The 14451-nt window shown below is 73.4% G+C and carries 14 protein-coding genes; 8 read left to right on the top strand and 6 right to left on the bottom strand.

From position 1 onward, the window contains the following. Nucleotides 1-6: 6 nt before the first annotated feature. The 4 genes from ACGFNU_RS12870 to ACGFNU_RS12855 are packed head-to-tail and all read left to right on the top strand — an operon-like array spanning nucleotide 7 to nucleotide 4820. The gene (locus tag ACGFNU_RS12870) at nucleotides 7-960 is read left to right on the top strand and encodes a DUF2877 domain-containing protein (RefSeq protein WP_392592972.1); all 954 of its coding nucleotides are present in this window, start codon (nucleotides 7-9) and stop codon (nucleotides 958-960) included. Further along, entirely contained in the window at nucleotides 957-2477 is a 1521-nt protein-coding gene (locus ACGFNU_RS12865; protein WP_392592970.1) for an FdrA family protein, read from the top strand. The genes ACGFNU_RS12870 and ACGFNU_RS12865 overlap by 4 nt, the downstream gene beginning before the upstream one ends. Further along, complete coding sequence (locus ACGFNU_RS12860; RefSeq protein WP_392592968.1) at nucleotides 2474-3877, top strand: DUF1116 domain-containing protein; 1404 nt, start codon at nucleotides 2474-2476, stop codon at nucleotides 3875-3877. The genes ACGFNU_RS12865 and ACGFNU_RS12860 overlap by 4 nt, the downstream gene beginning before the upstream one ends. Nucleotides 3878-3908: 31 nt before the next feature. Then, on the top strand, nucleotides 3909-4820 hold the full coding sequence (locus ACGFNU_RS12855; protein ID WP_392592966.1) for an aldose 1-epimerase family protein: 912 nt from the start codon (nucleotides 3909-3911) through the stop codon (nucleotides 4818-4820). Here ACGFNU_RS12855 and ACGFNU_RS12850 read toward each other — a convergent pair. Further along, nucleotides 4771-5142, bottom strand: a complete 372-nt coding sequence (locus tag ACGFNU_RS12850) for a hypothetical protein (RefSeq protein ID WP_392592964.1) — start codon at nucleotides 5140-5142, stop codon at nucleotides 4771-4773. The two genes, ACGFNU_RS12855 and ACGFNU_RS12850, sit on opposite strands and share 50 nt — an antisense overlap. Before the next feature lie 110 nt (nucleotides 5143-5252). Here ACGFNU_RS12850 and ACGFNU_RS12845 point away from each other — a divergent pair, with 110 nt between their 5' ends. The 3 genes from ACGFNU_RS12845 (at nucleotide 5253) to ACGFNU_RS12835 (ending at nucleotide 8615) form a co-directional block, all read left to right on the top strand. Then, nucleotides 5253-6467: a DUF6986 family protein gene (locus ACGFNU_RS12845; protein WP_392592963.1), complete on the top strand. Its 1215-nt coding sequence runs from the start codon at nucleotides 5253-5255 to the stop codon at nucleotides 6465-6467. A gap of 135 nt (nucleotides 6468-6602) precedes the next feature. After that, the gene (locus tag ACGFNU_RS12840; RefSeq protein WP_392592961.1) at nucleotides 6603-8147 is read left to right on the top strand and encodes a hypothetical protein; all 1545 of its coding nucleotides are present in this window, start codon (nucleotides 6603-6605) and stop codon (nucleotides 8145-8147) included. Nucleotides 8148-8228: 81 nt separating this feature from the next. Next, complete coding sequence (locus ACGFNU_RS12835) at nucleotides 8229-8615, top strand: nuclear transport factor 2 family protein (RefSeq protein ID WP_392592959.1); 387 nt, start codon at nucleotides 8229-8231, stop codon at nucleotides 8613-8615. 9 nt (nucleotides 8616-8624) lie between these two features. On the opposite strand, the gene ACGFNU_RS12830 is transcribed toward ACGFNU_RS12835, so the two are convergent. Continuing rightward, the gene (locus tag ACGFNU_RS12830) at nucleotides 8625-9116 is read right to left on the bottom strand and encodes a nitroreductase family deazaflavin-dependent oxidoreductase (protein WP_392592957.1); all 492 of its coding nucleotides are present in this window, start codon (nucleotides 9114-9116) and stop codon (nucleotides 8625-8627) included. Nucleotides 9117-9246: 130 nt separating this feature from the next. Here ACGFNU_RS12830 and ACGFNU_RS12825 point away from each other — a divergent pair, with 130 nt between their 5' ends. Beyond that, complete coding sequence (locus ACGFNU_RS12825) at nucleotides 9247-10449, top strand: cytochrome P450 (RefSeq protein ID WP_392592955.1); 1203 nt, start codon at nucleotides 9247-9249, stop codon at nucleotides 10447-10449. Here the strand turns inward: ACGFNU_RS12825 and ACGFNU_RS12820 are convergent. The 4 genes from ACGFNU_RS12820 to ACGFNU_RS12805 form a co-directional block, all read right to left on the bottom strand. Continuing rightward, complete coding sequence (locus tag ACGFNU_RS12820) at nucleotides 10436-11323, bottom strand: nitroreductase/quinone reductase family protein (RefSeq protein ID WP_392592953.1); 888 nt, start codon at nucleotides 11321-11323, stop codon at nucleotides 10436-10438. The two genes, ACGFNU_RS12825 and ACGFNU_RS12820, sit on opposite strands and share 14 nt — an antisense overlap. A gap of 84 nt (nucleotides 11324-11407) precedes the next feature. Continuing rightward, nucleotides 11408-11989 (bottom strand): NTP transferase domain-containing protein, encoded by a 582-nt coding sequence (locus ACGFNU_RS12815; RefSeq protein WP_392592951.1) that lies wholly within the window; start codon nucleotides 11987-11989, stop codon nucleotides 11408-11410. Between the two features lie 19 nt (nucleotides 11990-12008). Beyond that, a complete protein-coding gene (locus tag ACGFNU_RS12810; RefSeq protein WP_392592949.1) occupies nucleotides 12009-13127 on the bottom strand; it encodes an XdhC family protein in 1119 nt (372 codons plus the stop codon). After that, nucleotides 13120-14448 (bottom strand): VWA domain-containing protein, encoded by a 1329-nt coding sequence (locus tag ACGFNU_RS12805; protein ID WP_392592947.1) that lies wholly within the window; start codon nucleotides 14446-14448, stop codon nucleotides 13120-13122. Before ACGFNU_RS12805 ends, ACGFNU_RS12810 begins: the two co-directional genes overlap by 8 nt. Between the last annotated feature and the right edge of the window lie 3 nt (nucleotides 14449-14451).

The following is a 14451-nucleotide window of genomic DNA, read 5'->3' as shown; positions in this document are numbered from 1 at the left end:
GACCCCGTGACAGCCGTCGTCCGTGACCCGATCCCGTTGTCCGCGCGGCCGGGCCTCCGGCCGCCGGCGGCCGGCGCCGCGAGCCTCGCGCTGCGGCCCCTGATCGACGCGCCGCGCGTGCAGGCACGGGTGATCGCGGTCTTCCCGACGGCCGTCTACCTGGAGCTGCGCGGCCCCGGTGAGTCCGGCGCCGCCGAACCGCGCGTCGTGGCGGTGGTCAGCTCCGACGCGGTGCGGCTGCCCAACGCGGTCGTGGTCGTCGCCGCGAGCCGCGAACGCCCGTTCCACGCCGTCCGCGAGGGGTCGGACGCCTTCGTCGGAGACGGGCGCGTCGAGATGGACGGGCTGCAGGTCCGGGTCCGCCGCTGGTGGGACCCCGCCCCCTCGCTCGGCGCCCTCTCGGTGCCGGCGCTGGCCCGCGGGGTGCGCGGCCTGGAGACCGCGCTCGACGCCGCCGGCGGCACGGCCGGATGTGGACTGGCGGGCCACCCCGATCCGCTCCGGCTCGCCCGGCACTGCGCCGCCGGCGAGCTCGCCGGCGCGGTGGAGGCCGCCGAGCGCATCGTGGGGCTCGGCCCCGGGCTGACGCCCAGCGGCGACGACATCCTCGCCGGGCTGCTGGTCTCGCTGCGCCTGGTCGGCGGCGCCGTCCGGCACGGCGGCACCGCCGTCTGGCTGGCCGGCTGGCTCGGGGCCGCGGTGACCACCGACGCCGGCACCCGGACGACCGCGCTGGCCGCGACCCTCCTGCACTGCGCCGCGGGCGGTCAGGCCGGCGCCGAGGTCGCCGCCGTGCTGCGCGGCGTGGCCGGGCACGAGCCGCCGGCACCGGCCGTCCGGCGCCTGCTCTCCGCCGGGCACACCTCCGGCGCCGATCTCGCCTGGGGCGTGCGCACCGGCTGCCGCGCCGTCCTGGAACTGGCCACCGCGGCGGCCCGCGATGGGAGAGCGACGGCTTGAGCGACGGCTTGCGGTCCTGGGTCGAGGTACGGCCGGGGGCCTACCACGACTCCGTGACGCTGATGCGGGTGAGCCGGCGGCTCACCGAACGGGCGGGTGTGACCGACGCGATGGCCGCGATGGCGACCGGGCTCAACCGCGAAGTGCTGGAACGGATGGGCTTCGAGGTGCCAGCCGAGGCGGGGCCCGGCGATCTGGTGGTGGCGATCCGCGCGGAGGACACCGCGTTCGACGGGGCGCGGCACGCCCTGGACGGCCTCCTGCACGAGGCCGCGCATCCCGCTCCGGCGGACGCCGCGGGCGGGCTGGGCGCGACGGCGCCGGCGCGGACGACGGCCACGGCGGCGGCGCGGGTGGAGGCGAGCATCGCGCTGCTGTCGGTGCCGGGCCCGCAGGTGTTCCCCGAGGCGATGGACGCGCTCGACGCCGGCCTGAACGTGATGATCTTCAGCGACAACGTGCCGCTCGACCAGGAGATCGCGCTCAAGGAGACCGCGGCCCGGCGCGGCCTGATCGTGCTCGGCCCCGACTGCGGCACCGCCGTGGTCGGCGGCGCGGGACTCGGCTTCGCCAACGCGGTCGAGCCCGGCCCGGTGGGCATGGTCGCCGCGTCCGGCACCGGCGCGCAGCAGCTCATGTGCCTGCTGGACGCGGCCGGCGTCGGCGTGAGCCATGTGCTCGGCGTCGGCGGCCGGGACCTGTCCCGCCAGGTGAGCGGGCGGTCCGCGCTGGCGGCGCTCGCCGCGCTGGACGCCGACCCGGCCACCGAGGTGATCCTCATGGTGTCCAAGCCGCCCGCGCCGAAGGTCGCCGACCTGATCCGCGAGGCCGCCCGGCGGCTCGACACGCCGGTGATCTTCGCCCTGCCGGGGGCCGGCGACGGCGAGCACGGCGACCTGACGCGGGCCGCGGAGGAGACGCTCGAACGCCTCGGCCGCCCGGTGCCGCAATGGCCGTCCTGGCTCGCCCCGGCGCCCGAGGACGGTATCGCCCGGGGGAGCACGACGCCGGGCCTGCGCGGGCTGTTCGCGGGCGGGACGCTCCGTGACGAGGCCGAGGCGGTCATCGGTGACGCGCTCGGCTGGGACCTCGCCGCGCACGGGCACTCGCTGGTGGACTTCGGCGACGACGCCTACACCCGCGGCCGCGCCCACCCGATGATCGACCCGACGCTGCGGCTGGCGGCGCTGGCCGAGCGGGCCGCCGATCCTTCCTGCGGGGTGCTGCTGCTCGACGTGGTCCTCGGGTACGGCGCCGAGCCCGACCCCGCCGCCGCGCTCGCCCCCGCCATCGAGAAGGCCCTGCGCGACCGCGACGACCTGGCGGTGGTCGTGTCGCTCTGCGGCAGCCGCGCCGACCCGCAGGGCCGCGAACAGCAGGCCGACGCGCTGTGCCGGGCGGGGGCGGCGATCTTCCTCTCCAACGCGGCGGCCGCGCGGCACGCGGCGAGCCTCGTCCGGCCGGGCGACGGCGACGGCGAGCCGGCCGCACGGAACGCTTCGCGGGGGGCGACATGAGCGAGTCCCGGCCACGCCTGGGCGGGTTGCTGAGCCGCGAGCCGCACATCGTCGCCGCGGGCGTGGACGTGCTGGCCGAGGCGCTGCACCGGCAGGCCGTCCCGGTCGAGCGGGTCGACTGGCGGCCCCCGCCGCCGGGCACCGAGGAGTCCCTCGCCACCGTCCTCGGCGATCCCCGGCACTCCGAGGCCAACGCCCTGGCCGCCGGGCGCATGCTCGGGGCCCGTCCGCAGCTCGTGGACGTGCGGCCCGCCCGGGAGGTGCTGGGCCTGGAACGCGGCGCCTTCCTGCACGCAGGCCCGCCCATCGACTGGGAGCGCGCGTCCGGCCCGATGCGCGGGGCTCTCATCGGCGCGATGCTCCTGGAGGATCTGGCCGACACGCCGGAGCGGGCCGAGCAGGCCCTCGCCCGGGGCGCGGCGACGCTGGAGCCCTGCCACCACCACGCCACGGTCGGGCCCATGGCCGGGCTGGTGAGCCCGTCGATGTGGATGTTCGTCGTCAAGGACGCCGAGCACGGCGGCACCGCGTACTGCTCGCTCAACGAGGGGCTGGGCAAGGTGCTGCGATACGGGGCGTACGGGCCGGAGGTGATCGAGCGGCTCCGCTGGATGGGCGCCGTGCTCGGGCCGGCGCTGCGCGACGCGGTGCGGCTGCGCGGGCCGCTCGACCTGATGACGCTGATGGCGCAGGCCATGCAGATGGGCGACGAGCTGCACAACCGCAACCGGGCGGCGACGTCGCTGCTGCTGCGGGAGCTGGCGCCCGCGCTCGCCTCGTCCGAGGCGTCCCGCGCCGACCTCGCCGGGGTGCTGAGCTTCATCGGCGGCAACGACCACTTCTTCCTCAACGTCGGGATGGCCGCTGCCAAGTGCGCCGCCGACGCCGCCCGGGACGTGCCAGGGTCGAGCCTGGTGGTCGCGATGGCCCGCAACGGCACCGACTTCGGCATCCAGGTGTCGGGCACGGGCGACCGCTGGTTCACCGGGCCGGCCGGGGTGCCCGACGGGCTCTACCTCGGCTCGTACGGCCCGGCGGACGCCAACCCCGACATCGGCGACTCGGCCATCACCGAGACCGTGGGGATGGGCGGGTTCGCGCTCGCGGCGGCCCCGGCGATCGTGCGGTTCGTGGGCGGCGAGGTGCCCGACGCGCTGGCGGCGACCCGGCGGATGTACGAGATCACCATGGCCGAGCATCCGGCCCTGCAGGTGCCGCTGCTCTCGTTCCGCGGCACGCCCGCCGGGGTCGACGTGACCCGGGTCGTGCGGACCGGGATCCTGCCGGTGATCGACACCGGTATCGCCGGCCGGGAGGCGGGCACCGGCCAGGTCGGCGCCGGGCTGGTCGAGCCGCCCGGGGAGATCTTTACGCAGGCCCTGCACGCCCTGGCCGGGTGACGCCGGGACCCGGCCGGGTAAGTTGTCGATCATGAGCGAGCCGATCACCGGGGCCCAGTACGAGATCACCGCCGGGCCGTACCACGCCGTCGTCACCGAGGCGGGCGCGTCCCTGCGGGCCCTGACCCATCACGGTCATGCGCTGGTCCTCACGCACGGCGCCGACGAACCCGCCCCGGGCGCGTTCGGCCAGCTGCTGATCCCCTGGCCCAACCGGGTCGACCGCGGCCGCTACTCCTACGACGGCGAGGACCACCAGCTGGACGTCTCCGAGCCCGGCCTCGACTGCGCGATCCACGGACTGGTCCGCTGGTCGCCCTGGCGGCTCGCGGAGCGGAGCCCGGACCGGGTAAGGCTCACCCACCGCCTCCTCGGCGCCCCGGGCTACCCGTTCCGCCTCGATCTGGAGGCCGACTACTCCCTCGACCCCGAACACGGCCTCACCGTCCGCATCACCGCGACGAACACCGGCTCGCGCACCGCCCCGTACGGCCACGGCGCCCACCCGTACATCACGGTCGGCGAGCCGATCGGCGCCTGCACCGTGACCATCCCGGCCGACCACTACCTCCCCGTGAACGACCGCATGATCCCGGACGGGCCGCCCCAACCCGTCTCCGGCACCCCGCACGACCTGCGCGACGGCCGCGTCCTCGGCGACCACAAGATCGACAACGCCTTCACCGGCCTGGCCCGCGACCCCGGCGGCCTGGCCTGGGTCCACCTGGCCGGCTCGAAGCGCACCACCTCGTTCTGGCTGGACGCCACGCACCCCTGGCTGGAGATCTTCACCGCCGACACGATCCCCGCCGAGTACCGCCGCCAGGGCATGGGCGTGGAGCCGATGACCTGCCCCCCGAACGCCTTCGCCACCGGAACCGACCTCATCGACCTCAAGCCGGCCGCCACGCACACCGGCACCTTCGGCATCCGCGCGTCATGAGGTGATTCAGCATGCCGGAGAGCTGGGCGAGGCCGTAGTCGATGACCTGCAGGTCGGTGAGCTCCTGTTCCAGGCGGCGCGCTTCCTCCTCGGTGGAGCCGATGATCGGGCAGATGCCGGGCAGAATCTTGATGCCGTCCGGGTCGCGGCCCGGGCGCTCGGCGCGGGTCTTGACGTCCTTGGAGAACGTCTGGCCGTCGGCGAGGGTCTGCGCGGACGCGCGCGGGGTCGGCGTAGCGGCCCGTCTCTGGCCGGCCCGACCACCGGAGATGTGGTCCAGTGAGGCGAAGTGGAGCGCGCCACGAATTCCCTGGTGAATCAATAGGGGTTAAAGGTTTTGGGACGTGACCGGTTCGGGCCAGGCGGCCCGGTGCGGCGTGGCGGCGGGCCGCCTTGTTCCCAGCGGGCATCGTCTTGGGGGATCATTGCGGGGTGAACCTGAGCGTTACCTCGATCGACGATCTGTCCGAGCGCGTGACGGCCGTGACCGCCGAGCACGCCGCGCACTTTCCCGGACCGCCGTCGGGACGTCAGCCGGTGCACACCGTCTACGTCCCCGCCGACCGGTTCTCCCGCTCGACGCCCGCCGACTTCGGCGCCGAGGCGCTGCGGCTGCTCAACACCCACACCCCGGGCGCGGGCTCGTTCGGCACCGCGTTCGGCATCGAGCCGGAGATCGCCGGGCTGGTGCGGGAGCGGGTGGCCGCCAAACTGGCGAGCGAGCCGATCGAGGACGTGCGGATCGACTTCGAGGACGGCTACGGCGTGCGGTCCGACGAGGAGGAGGACGGCCACATCGCGCAGGTGGTCGAGGCCGTCGCCACCGCCTACAACGCCAAGGGCCTCCCCCACTACTGGGGCCTGCGGGTCAAGTCGTTCGCCGACGGCGGCCACGAGCGCACGATGAAGACGCTCGACGGTTTCCTCACCGCGCTGCGCGACCGGCTCGGCCGGCTGCCCGGCGGCTTCACGATCACCTTTCCCAAGGTGATCATGGCCGAGCATGTCGTGATCTTCGTGGACTACCTGGAACGGCTGGAGACCGCGCTCGGCCTGCCCGAGGGCATCCTGCGCTTCGAGGTCCAGATCGAGACCACCGAGGCCGTGATCGATCACGAGGGGCGCTTCGGCCTGCGGGCGATCGCCGAGGCGGCGCGCGGGCGCATGTCGGCCGCGCACTTCGGGGTCTTCGACTACACCGCGGCCATCGGGCTGCCGCCCGCCGAGCAGCGCCTGGACCACCCGGCCTGCGACTTCGCCCGGAACGCCATGCAGGTCGCGCTGGCCGGCACCGGCATCCGCCTGTCGGACGGCTCCACCAACGTCATCCCGCGCAACGACGGCCCGGACGAGGTCAACCAGGCCTGGTCGGTGCACGCGGCGCAGGTGCGCCACTCGCTGAAGCACGGCTTCTACCAGGGCTGGGACCTGCATCCCGCGCACCTGCCGAGCCGCTACGCCGCCGTCTACGCCTTCCACCTGAGCGGCGTGGACGAGGTCATCGGCCGTGTGCGGGCCTGGCAGGAGCAGGCGGCGGCCGGCGCCGGCGGCGTCCTCGACGAGCCCGCCACCATCAGGGCGCTCACCGCCCGGCTGCGGCGCGCGGTCGACTGCGGCGCGCTGGACGAGAGCGTGCTCCCGGAATAGCGGTCGCCTCCTGGGATTCCGCCCGAAAAATCACTGACCGGAACTGTCCATTGCCGGACGGTCATCGCGTGCATACGTTCGGGATTCCACGGGCCCTTCATCCATGAGCCCGCCCCAAGGGGAAGGAGGCGGGCCATGGAAGCCGCCATGCCGCCTTCGTTCATCGATCTCGTCGAGCAGAACCTCGGAGGGATGGACACCGCCGTTCACGCGGTCAGCGCGGACAACCTGATCCGCATCGTCGACACCCCGCACATCTGGGGCCAGCCGATGGACGCGTCGGCCGGGGCGCTCGCCAAGCAGTCGGTGCAGAGCATGGCCGACACCGTCGAGACCATCATCGGGACCGCCGAGCGGCATGTGGACGTCGTCTCGCTCAACCCGCCGACCGGGGTGTTCCAGAAGGCCGTCGAGAACGGCCTGCTCGCGCTGGCCGAGCGGTCCAAGAGCTCGCCGATCACGGTGCGGTTCCTGTTCGGGTACGTGGTCGTGTACGACACGATGACCACGTTCGTCCAGCGGATCAGCGCCGTCTGCCGGGACAACAAGCTGCCGATGACCAACCTGAACATCGTCATCGGGCAGCTGTCCACCAAGTTCGTCTCGGCCTCCTGGAACCACGCCAAGATCGTGGCGGCGGACGGCCACATCGCGCTGGTCGGGGGCCACAACCTCTGGGACGAGGCGTACGGCACCTACCCGCCCGTCCACGACGTCTCCGTGCAGGTGTACGGCGACGCGGCGGCGCACGCCCAGCAGTTCACCGAGTGGCTGTGGCAGACGGGCGGCACGATCCTCATCGCCAAGAAGATCAACGCGACGTACGGCGTCGACACGCTCGCCCCCGGCACCGATCGCGACCGGCTCACCCTCATCAAGCCCGCGCCGCCGACGGCACAGCAGAAGGCCCCCCGGACGGTCGTGGGCGAGGCCTTCGAGGAGCCGGAGGAGGACGACCCCGGGTGGGTCAAGGGCCGCGTCCTCGCGCTCGGGCGGGGCGGCGCGCTGGGCCACAACGCCAGCGACGTCGCCAAGGAGCAGATCATCCTCAACGCCCAGCGCACGTTGAAGATCTGCCAGCAGGACCTGCTGTTCACCGGCGCGTTCAAGGAACGCGAGCACCTGGTGTGCCACTGGATCGCCAACGCGCTCCTGGCCAACACCGAACTGGAGGTCCAGGTCATCATCTCGCCGATCGACGCGTCGGGCGGCCAGCAGCAGTACTCCTGGGGCAGCGGCGCCGTCGGCACGCACGAGCTGTTCAAGCGGCTCCTCACGGAGAAGAGCAAGTCCAGCCCGAAGGGCCAGGCGGACACCGCCCTCGTGGCCGACGCGATGAAGCGGCTGAAGGTCGCGCCGTTCTGCTTCACCAACGTGACGTTCACCGCCGAGGGCACCGACTACCGCTGGCCGGCCCCGCCGCCCGGCAGCCGCATCGGCCGGATGGGCACCACGATCCCGACGCCGAGCCTCGCCAACCACGACCCCGCGCCCGGCCTGCACGCCAAGGTGTACATCGCCGACGACTCGGTCTACTACGTGGGCTCGGACAACCTGTACCCGCACAACCTGATGGAGTTCGGCTACCTGGTCGAAGGCCCGGCGTGCGCCGCGTTCATTCGCGACTACTGGACGCCCGCCTGGAGCGCCTCGGCCCCGCACGCCATCAAGAACAAGTAGGACCCGTTCCGCACACCTCTTGCGGGTGAGTGCTCACTCAGTTAGATTTGAGTGAGCACTCACTCAACGAGAGGCGGAACCATGTCCGACGTAGCCGAGCTCGCCGCGCGCTGGGCCGAAGGCGAGCGCACCAACGACCCGGAGATCCTCGACGAGGTCCTGCACCCGGACTTCCTCGCGGTCGGGCCCTACGGCTTCAAGCTGACCAGGCTCCAGTGGCTGAGACGGTACGAGGCGGGCCTGAAGGTCGACTCGTTCGAATGGAAGGACGCCGAGATCCGGGTCTTCGGTGACAGCGCCATCTCCGTCGGCACGCAGCTGCAGGAGGCCACCCACCAGGGCAACCCCGCCGGCGGCGAGTTCCGCGTCACCCACATGTACGTGCGCGAGAACGGCGAGTGGAGCATCGCCGGCATCCACATCTCGCTCGGCGGACTGCCGGCCAAGCCTGAGCAGGGAAAGCCCTAGACGGAAGTCCTAGACGGCCGAGTCCTGAACGGGCTCGAAGACGACCACCGGGATCTCACGATCGGTCCACGACTGGTAGTCGTCGTAGGCGGGATACATCTCGACGAGCCGCGGCCAGAGCTCCGCGCGCTCCGTCCCGTCCGCGGTACGGGCGCGCATGGGGCGGCGGTGCCGGCCGATGTGCACCAGCACGTTCGGATTGGCCCGCAGGTTGAGATACCAGAGCGGGTGGCGCGGCATGCCGCCCTGCGAGGCCACCATGACGATCCGCTCGCCGTCGTTCAGGTACAGCAGCGGCACGGTCCGGGCCTGGCCGGACTTGCGGCCGATCGTGGTGAGCAGGCAGACCGGCGGCGCCCCGCGCAGCTGCCCCTGCATCCGGAACCGCCTGCCGATCATCCCGCCGGTCAGCTTGAAGATCGCGACGTGCACGGCGCTGCCGCGTTTCAGCATCGCGGTGGTGCGCGGCTCGTCGAGATAGTCCGGACGAGGCTTGGCCACGAAGACCTCCAGGAAGTGAACCGCGGGAGCCGGCAGCTCACCATTGTGGCCCACGGACCATGATCACGATTATGTGTAGGGCACGGGAGAGGGCTTTCTCGGGCGGCCGGGGCGTGGTTATCGTCCCGGCGTGACCGAACCAGCGCTCGTCCCCTTCACGCCCGGCCCGCAAGGACGCCTGCCCGCCGAGTTCACCCGGCGGCACCGGGAGGAGCCGCTCGGACCGGTCCGGCTGCCGAGCGGTGACGGCGCGGTCATGGCGGTGCGGTACGAGGACGTCATCACGGTCCTGTCCGACCCGCGCTTCACCCGGGAGCTCGACTTTCCCGGGGCGCCCCGGATGGTGTCGGGGATGGACGTCTCCAGCGACCCCGAGCAGATGCTCAACATGGACCCGCCCCGCCACACGCGGCTGCGGCGGCTGCTGTCGGGCACGTTCACGCCCCGGCAGATCACCGCCTGGCGGCCGCGGGTGCGCGCCATCGCGAACGAGCTGATCGACGGCATGCTCGCCAAGGACGAGCCGGTCGACTTCGTCGCGGCGCTGGCCTTCCCGCTGCCGATCCAGGTGATCTGCGACATCATGGGAGTCGAGGGCATCGACACCGAGCGTGTCCGCGGCTGGTCCGACGACCTGCTGTCCACGGCCGCGCTGACCCCGGACCAGCGCATCGAGTCGGCGTTCGCGTTCGCCGTCCACATGGCCGAGCTCATCACGGCGCACCGCGCGGCGCCCGGCGACGGCCTGATCGGCACACTCATCCGGGCGCGGGACGAGGACGGCAACGACCGCCTCAACGACGACGAGCTGACCCGCATCGCGATGACCCTGGTGGCGGCCGGGCACGAGACGACCGCGTCGGTGCTGAGCCGCGGGCTGCTGCGGCTCCTGGAGCCGCGCGAGCGGTACGCGGCGCTGGTCGCCTCGCCCGGCATGGTCGGGCACGCCGTGGAGGAGCTGCTCCGGATGGAGGTGCCGGGCGACGCGGGCCTGCCCCGGGTGGCCAAGGAGGACGTCGAGCTCTCGTGCGGCGTCGTGCGCAAGGGCCAGGCGATCCTCTCGCCGCCGCTGGCCGCCAACCATGACCCGGACGTCTTCCCGGACCCGCAGGAGTACCGTCCCGGCCGTGAGGGCGCGGGCCACATCGCGTTCGGCCGCGGCGCGCACTACTGCCTGGGCGCCAACCTGGCCCGGATGGAGTTGCAGGAGGCCCTGTCGGCCCTCGTCGAGCGCCTGCCCGCCCTCGCGCTCGTCGGCCCGGCCGCCGACGTTCCCTGGACGACCGGCCATCTCGTCCGGCGTCCCGCACGGCTCCTGGTCACGACCCGCTAGGCGCCGGGCTCCCCGGCCTGCCGAGGTCGGCGGGGGTGAGGGTGTTGAGCACCGCGACGAGCTCGCGTTCCTCGTAGGCGAAATGCTCCTCCAGCTCGCCGGTCATCCGGTCGAGCTCGGCATGGAACCGGCCGGGGTCGGTGGCGCCGATCTCCTCGACCAGCTTCCTCAGATCGTCCTTCGTCCTGGCCACCGCGACGTGCTCGCGACTCAGCCGCTCCAGCAGCGGCGCCAAGCCGGGGAACCGCGCCCGCACGGCCGGGAACGCGCCGTCCTCGTTGGTGTGATGGCCGGTGAGCGCGTCGCAGACAGTCAGGCAGTGCGTGCGCAGTTGCTCGCCCAGCTCGGGCTTGCGTCCGCCCTCGAAGTACACCGCCGCGTCCTGCCTGACGGACGCCAGGTCGGCGCGCAGCTCGGCGTGCACATTGGTCAGGAAGTCGCCGACCGCCTGCGCGCGCTCCCGCCCCCGGCCCTCGCGGTAGAGCGCCACCACGGGGATGACGCGGGTGGTCCGCCGCTGGTAGTCGGCGAACGCGGGCACGAGCTCGCTCTGCGCCGCGTACATCCGGTCGCGTTCCTCGCCCTCCAGAGGAATCGCGGTCGCGTCGAAGGAGTCGGCCCCGATCTCGATCGTGACGCGCGGGTCGGCCACCACGTTGTGGAACCACGCCGGATCGGCGTCGGATCCGGCGTAGGAGGCGAACACCAGCAGCCGGTCGCCGTCGGATCTGTAGGCCAGCGGTGTGGTGTGGCGGCGGCCGCTCCGGCGGCCGGTGGACGTCAGCAGGAGGAGCGGCACCCCCTCGAACTTGCCGCCGGCCCTCCCCTCGTTCGCCCGGAACTCCTCGATGATCTGCACGTTCCCGTCCGGCATCGCACCTCGCTCAAATAGCTTTGCTTGCCAAGCAAAATATTTGAGATAACAAAGGTAAGTCAATCCGGTCGGCACCGGCCCCGGTCAGTCGGTGAAGGCCGCCAGGTCCTCGGGCGTGTCGATGTCGTCGGGCGCCGCGACGTCGCCGCAGGGCACCGGGGTCACCAGGCCGGGGTGCGCGCGCAGGAAGGGCCGGGCGCCGACATCCCCCTCCGCGGCCTCCGCGACCGCCGCGAAATGGGCGCGGACGAAGAGCACCGGGTTGCGCGCCTCGCCGCCGTACGTGGCGACCGCGACCTCGGCGCCGCCGTCGTACGCCTCGACCAGGCGCCGGACGGCCGCGGTGGTGACGCGCGGCTGGTCGACCAGCGCGACCACGACGGCGGGACAGTGGGGCGGCAGCGCGGCCAGCCCGGTGCGCAGCGAGGAGCCCATGCCCGTGGACCAGCCGGGATTGGGCACCACGACCGCGCCCATGACCTCCAGCTCGGCGGCACCCGTCACCACGATCACCGGCGAGCAGCCCGCCTCCCGCAGCATGCGCACCCCGCGGTCGACGAGGCGCTCACCGCCGAGCTCCACCAGCGCCTTGGGCCGGCCGAGCCGGCTGCCCTCTCCCGCGGCCAGCAGCAAACCGGCCGGAGGCACCTCACCATGCAAGGTCATCCCGAGAGGGTAAGCCCTCTCACCCCGTTTCGCCGTGGATCCTGCCGCTGGTGTCGGTGAGCGGCCGGCCCGACCCGCCCCACCGCAGCTGGATCAGCTCGGCGGCGATCGAGACGGCCGTCTCCTCGGGCGTGCGGGCGCCCAGGTCGAGCCCGATCGGCGACCGCAGCCGCGCCAGCTCGGCCTCGGCGAGACCCGCCTCGCGGAGCCTCTTCAGCCGGTCGTCATGGGTCCGGCGCGACCCCATGGCGCCGATGTACCCCGCCGGCGTGCGCAGCGCGACCTCCAGAAGCGGCACGTCGAACTTGGGGTCATGCGTCAGGACGCAGATCGCCGTCCGCGCGTCCACCTCCGCCTCGCCGAGGAACTTGTGCGGCCACTTGACCACGACCTCGTCGGCGTCGGGGAACCGCTTCGGCGTCGCGAACACCCCCCGCGCGTCGCAGACCGTCACGTGGTAGCCGAGGAACTTGCCGATCCGCGCCACCGCCGCGGCGAAGTCGATCGCGCCGAAGACCAGCAGGCGCGGCGGCGGCGCGAAGCTGTGCACGAACACCGTGAGCTCGTCGAGCCGCCGCTCCCCCTCCCGCCCGTAGTGCCGCTGCCCCGTCAGCCCCTGCGCGAGCATGCCCCGCGCGTCGTCGTCGACCGCGTCGTCCAGCCGCCCGGCGTGCGAGGTGCCCGGCGCCAGCGACCCGGCGGACCGATCGGCCCACACGATCCGCCGCGCGCCCACCTCGCCCGGCCCGGCGACCACGGTCGCGACCGCGACCGGCTCGCGCGCCGCGATCGACGCGGCGACCGCGCCGAACTCCGGGAAACCACTCGGCCCCACCGGCTCGACCAGGATGTCGAGAATGCCGCCGCACGTGAGGCCGACCGCGAACGCGTCGTCGTCGCTCACCCCGTACCGGCGCAGCACCGGCTCACCCGACTCGAGCACCGACTGGCACAGGTCGTAGACCGCGCCCTCGACGCACCCGCCGGAGACGCTGCCCACCACCTCACCGGAGGCCGACACCGCCATCGCCGCCCCCGGCGGCCGCGGCGCACTGCGAAAGGTGTTGACGACCGTGGCCAGCCCGAACGTCTCCCCGGCCTCGTACCAGCGCACAATGTCATCAAGCACGTCACGCATGACGCTTGCCCTCTCTTTCGAGGGGGGACGACCCCCCACGCCCCCCGGAGCGCGATGGAGGCGGCTTCGCCGCCGGATGGGCGCCCTCCCCTTCGAGGGGGGACGACCCCCCACACCCCCCGGAGCGCGATGGAGGCGGCTTCGCCGCCGGATGGGCGCCCTCCCCTTCGAGGGGGGACGACCCCCCACGCCCCCCGGAGCGCGATGGAGGCGGCTTCGCCGCCGGATGGGCGCCGCCTACCAGCCTGGCCAATTCCTCCAGGGCGGCGAGGCTGTGCCCGGAGGTGAAGTCGTCGACGTGCGGGAGGGCCGCCGCCATTCCGGCGGTCAGCGGCTCGTAGCCGGGCCGCGCCTTGTGCGGGTTGGCCCACACCACCCGGTGGGCGAGCCGGTGCAGCCGCGCCATCTGGGTACCGAGCAGCCCGGCGTCGCCGCGTTCCCAGCCGTCCGAGGCGATGACCACGACGGCGCCGCGGGCCATGCCGCGCTGCCCGAACCGGTCGAGGAACTCCTTGAGCTCCTCCCCCAGCCGGGTGCCGCCGCTCCAGTCGGGGATCGCGGCGGACGCCGCCGCCATCGCGGTGTCGGGGTCGCGGTGCCGCAGCTCACGGGTGAGGCGGGTCAGGCGCGTTCCGGCGCTGAACACCTCGACGTTCCGGCCGCCCGCGCGGGCGGCGGCGTGCGCGAAGCGCAGCAGCGCGTCGGCGTACGGGGTCATCGAGCCGCTGACGTCGATGAGGAGCACCACGCGGCGCGGCCGGGTCCGGTGGGCCCGGTGGCGCAGCGACGAGATCTCGCCGCCCCGGCGCAGCACCTCGCGGATCGTCCGGCCGGGATCGAGGCGGCCGCGGGCCGCCGGGGCGAAGCGGCGGGACCGGCGATGCTCGGCCACGGCGGACAGGAGCGCGATGAGCCGCTCGACCTCGGCGCGCTCGGCGGCGTTGAGCCGGGCGACGTCGCGGTCGCGCAGCACCTCCACGTCGCTGGCGGTGGCCAATTGCACGTCCGTCGCTCGTTCCTCCCCTGCGGGCGCCCGCGGGTTGGGGACCACCGTGTAACGCCGGACGACCGGTGGCACGCGGCGCGTGAAACGGGCCGTGCGACCGGCGAAGTAGGCGGCGAAGCAACGGTCGTAGCGGGCGATGTCGTCGGGGCCCGCGCACAGCGTGAACCGGCCCGCCCAGTAGACGTCGGCCGGATCGAGCACGTCCAGGTGGCCGAGCGCGCTCAGCAGCGCCTGCACCCGTTCGGTGTCGGCGGGGCCGCCCGCCGCGCGCACCGTCCGGGCGAAGCCGATGATCGTCTCAGTGCCGTCGCGCATGCC

The sequence above is a fragment of the Spirillospora sp. NPDC048911 genome (assembly GCF_043198015.1).
Taxonomy (GTDB): domain Bacteria; phylum Actinomycetota; class Actinomycetes; order Streptosporangiales; family Streptosporangiaceae; genus Spirillospora.
This window is presented reverse-complemented; position numbering and strand designations above follow the sequence as displayed.

What these genes read in the sequence shown, in the direction of transcription:
- ACGFNU_RS12860 (WP_392592968.1), top strand. Translation starts at nt 2,474, where the DNA reads ATGAGCGAGTCCCGGCCACGCCTGGGCGGGTTGCTGAGCCGCGAGCCG.
- ACGFNU_RS12855 (WP_392592966.1), top strand. Translation starts at nt 3,909, where the DNA reads ATGAGCGAGCCGATCACCGGGGCCCAGTACGAGATCACCGCCGGGCCG.
- ACGFNU_RS12840 (WP_392592961.1), top strand. Translation starts at nt 6,603, where the DNA reads ATGGAAGCCGCCATGCCGCCTTCGTTCATCGATCTCGTCGAGCAGAAC.
- ACGFNU_RS12835 (WP_392592959.1), top strand. Translation starts at nt 8,229, where the DNA reads ATGTCCGACGTAGCCGAGCTCGCCGCGCGCTGGGCCGAAGGCGAGCGC.
- ACGFNU_RS12820 (WP_392592953.1), bottom strand. Translation starts at nt 11,323, where the DNA reads ATGCCGGACGGGAACGTGCAGATCATCGAGGAGTTCCGGGCGAACGAG.
- ACGFNU_RS12815 (WP_392592951.1), bottom strand. Translation starts at nt 11,989, where the DNA reads ATGACCTTGCATGGTGAGGTGCCTCCGGCCGGTTTGCTGCTGGCCGCG.
- ACGFNU_RS12810 (WP_392592949.1), bottom strand. Translation starts at nt 13,127, where the DNA reads ATGCGTGACGTGCTTGATGACATTGTGCGCTGGTACGAGGCCGGGGAG.
- ACGFNU_RS12805 (WP_392592947.1), bottom strand. Translation starts at nt 14,448, where the DNA reads ATGCGCGACGGCACTGAGACGATCATCGGCTTCGCCCGGACGGTGCGC.